Genomic DNA, 3,085 nt, shown 5'->3' with positions numbered 1-3,085 from the left:
TTTTCCCGGGTCCGCTGTTCCGTACTGGCTTAGGTTGATCATCTCCTGGAGATGCTGTACTCTAAGTCCCACCGCAAAGGATTTCGCTTCCATGGGAACACCCTTATCATACAGCATGGAAAAGGTATCCCTGGCACTGTGCCCTATGGCCAGCACAAGCTGCCTGCAGGAAAGCGTTTCCCTGCCATTGATTACAACGCCCCGAACCCTTTGCCCTTCTGTGAGAAGCTCTGTCACCTGGCTCTGAAAACGAATCACCCCTCCCAGCCGGATGATTTCCTCCCGCATTCTGCGCACAATGCCGCAGAGCACATCCGTTCCGATATGGGGCTTGGCCTCATAGAGCACGGAGGGCTGCGCACCGAATTTCACAAAGGTTTCCAGCACCGCCCGGTTTCTGCCCTCCTTATCCTTTACCAGCGTGTTAAGCTTGCCATCCGAAAAGGTTCCCGCACCTCCCTCGCCAAACTGTACATTGGAGGAAGGGTTCAGTACGCCCTCCCTCCAGAAACGCTCCACGTCCTCTCTGCGCTCCTCCACCGGCTTTCCTCGTTCCAGCAGGACCGGGGCATAGCCGCCTTTTGCCAGATAATATCCGCAGAAAAGTCCTGCGGGACCGCAGCCTACGATGACCACAGGATTTCCTTTCCCTGGAGGACGATAGGTTCCTGGCTCTGGAAAATGATAGGCCGAAGGAAAGGCAGCTTCTATTCCATGCTGCTTTACTACCTTTTCCCATTTGGGTTTTGCAAGAGCCTTCAGAACGGCTTCTTCGTTTTTCACCTGAACCAAAAGACTGTAAATATAATATATTTCCGGTTTCTTTCTGGCATCCACAGACTGCCTGAGTATCTCCAGGCCTAAAATTTCCGTATCCTTCACGGGAAGCAGCTGTAAGACCTTCCTTTCCAGCTGCTTCCTTGTATGATCCGCCTTAAGCTTTACCTGATTGATTCTGATCATATGTAAAATCCCCTCTATTGTTTGTCTGCTTGTCCGTCTGCTGACGCCGTCCCGGCCAGATATCCGCTGCACCAGGCCCACTGCAGGTTATATCCGCCGCATTTTCCATCCACATCCATGATCTCCCCGGCAAAGAACACCCCCGGTGCCTTCTTGGATTCCATGTCCCTGGTGATTTCCCGTGTATCCACTCCTCCCGCGCACACCTGGGCATTATCATAGGAGTTGCTCTGGTTCACATGAAGAATCCACTGTCTGCAAAGGGCAAAAACCTTTTCAATGGCTTCTTTATCCGCCGTCTCTGCCATCTGCCCCGGCTTTAATCCGGCGTTTTTGATAAACAGCGTCATCAGCTTTTTATGAAGCATACCCGTAAAAAATTCCTCCACCGTGCGGTCTCTCAACAAAAGCCTTCTGGACGCCTTCAGCATTTCATACTCACCGGAGGAATAGTCCGGCAGAAGATTCAGCCGGACTGTGACCTCCTTTTCTTTCAAAAGCAGATAATTTACAACTCTGCTTACCTGAAAAACAGGAATTCCGGAAATTCCGTAATCCGTAAGCTGCAGCTCTCCCATCTCTGCGGCCTGCGTTTTTCCGTGATGCACCACTTCAATCAAGGCCTGTGTTCTGACTCCTGATACAGCCTTCAAAAAATTCTCTCTGCACCGAAGCTGCACCAGCGCCGGAACCACAGGCGTCACCTTGTGGCCCAGGCCTGCCGCCAGCTCATAGCCCGTGCCGTCTGAACCGGTTCTTGGGGCAGCCTTGCTGCCACAGGCTAGCACTACGCTGTCAAAGTAATCCGTCTCTTCTCCTATATGTAAAGCAATTTTCCCATCTGGGGTTTTTTCCACTCTCCGAACCCTGGAATTTGTTCTCACACATACGCCCAGGGTTCTCAGCTCTGTGCGCAGCACATCAAGCACCACTGCCGCTTGTTCGCAGGCTGGATAAAGATATCCGTTTCTCTCCTTCAGCAAAAGTCCCAGGCCTTGAAAAAATCGAATGGTATCTTCCGTGCCAAACCGCTCCAGGCTGTCTTTGATCCACTGGGAGCTGCTTCCATAATATGCCTGCTCCGAAAGAGCCCTGTTTCCCAGATTACATTTTCCATTTCCTGTGACAAGCAGCTTTTTCCCCACCCGTTCATTTCGCTCAAATAGTGTGACCAAAGCTCCCCTTCTGGCTGCGGCAATAGCTGCCGTCATTCCCGCAGGTCCTCCTCCTATCACTCCAACCTTGCATTTCCTCATCGTACTCTCCATTCTTCCCGCCAGGCATCCTATTCTTTTCAGGTCGTCAGCTGGAGTAGGTCTCCAGAAAATCATAAAGACTTTCCTCGTCCTCCACCCACATCATCTGAATGATTTCCAGCTGCAATGCCTCCGGCAGGCTGTCCAGCTTTATTCCGGTATTGATATAAATCGTCTCCATATCCTCCAGATACACCACAACTTCATTGTTCTGTACCGCAAGATAAAAGCAGCTGCTGGGCTGCAGATATTGGTAGTTCATCTGTACCACAACCCGCTCTCTGGAAAAAGAAAGCACTTCCAGCCCCACAAAGCCTCTCTCCATTTCCGACAGCGGCGGAAAAGCTTCATAGGACTCCATTGCCGCAAGAAACTGCTCTCTGTTCATTCCCACATACTTATCCGGCAGTTTCCATCTTGTCTCCACCACCGTATGGTTTATAATATCTGTCTCCTCCAGCACATATTCCGTATCCACACACAGAGTCTCCCCTGAGGAAGCGGCCTCCTGGATACCGGAAGAAACATAGGTTTCCCCTGATGCTTCTTCCATCCCAGAGTCCTGCGGCACACTCTCCTGCATAACGTCGGCCCGCTGGGTATCCATATCAAAATCCGTTTCCAAAGGCTGCTGTTCTTCAATCGTCTCCGGGTAAAGCTCCGGCGTCTCCGTCTGCTGCTGCACCCTGCCGGGATAAAAAAACTCCACGGCCTTGATTCCGGCAAAAAAACCGATTCCGAGCATTACTGCCGGAAACACAAAAAACAGCAGCGCACCTTTCACAAATTTCATCATCTTCCTGACCTTCTGCTGTAAAGCCTGTTTTTTTACATAGAAGTATCAGCTGTTTCCATGAAATTTATAC

At 50.9% G+C, this 3,085-nt stretch carries 3 protein-coding genes; all 3 read right to left on the bottom strand.

Annotated elements, in window-relative coordinates; translation table 11 throughout:
- Positions 1 to 963: NAD(P)/FAD-dependent oxidoreductase (locus tag AC1WIP_RS13695; RefSeq protein WP_481142352.1), on the bottom strand; the 963-nt coding region annotated here is incomplete at its 3' end.
- 14 nt (positions 964 to 977) lie between these two features.
- Entirely contained in the window at positions 978 to 2,294 is a 1,317-nt protein-coding gene (locus AC1WIP_RS13690) for a BaiN/RdsA family NAD(P)/FAD-dependent oxidoreductase (protein ID WP_481142351.1), read from the bottom strand.
- The gene (locus AC1WIP_RS13685) at positions 2,266 to 3,015 is read right to left on the bottom strand and encodes a hypothetical protein (RefSeq protein ID WP_481142350.1); all 750 of its coding nucleotides are present in this window, start codon (positions 3,013 to 3,015) and stop codon (positions 2,266 to 2,268) included. The genes AC1WIP_RS13690 and AC1WIP_RS13685 overlap by 29 nt, the downstream gene beginning before the upstream one ends.
- Between the last annotated feature and the right edge of the window lie 70 nt (positions 3,016 to 3,085).

This window comes from Acetatifactor sp., assembly GCF_982438285.1.
Note: the sequence above shows the minus strand (reverse complement) of the source record. Positions and strands in the feature narration are given on the sequence as shown.

Bases quoted from the DNA above. Each gene is read 5' to 3' on its own strand.
- AC1WIP_RS13685 (WP_481142350.1), bottom strand. From the start codon at position 3,015: ATGATGAAATTTGTGAAAGGTGCGCTGCTGTTTTTTGTGTTTCCGGCA.
- AC1WIP_RS13690 (WP_481142351.1), bottom strand. From the start codon at position 2,294: ATGATTTTCTGGAGACCTACTCCAGCTGACGACCTGAAAAGAATAGGA.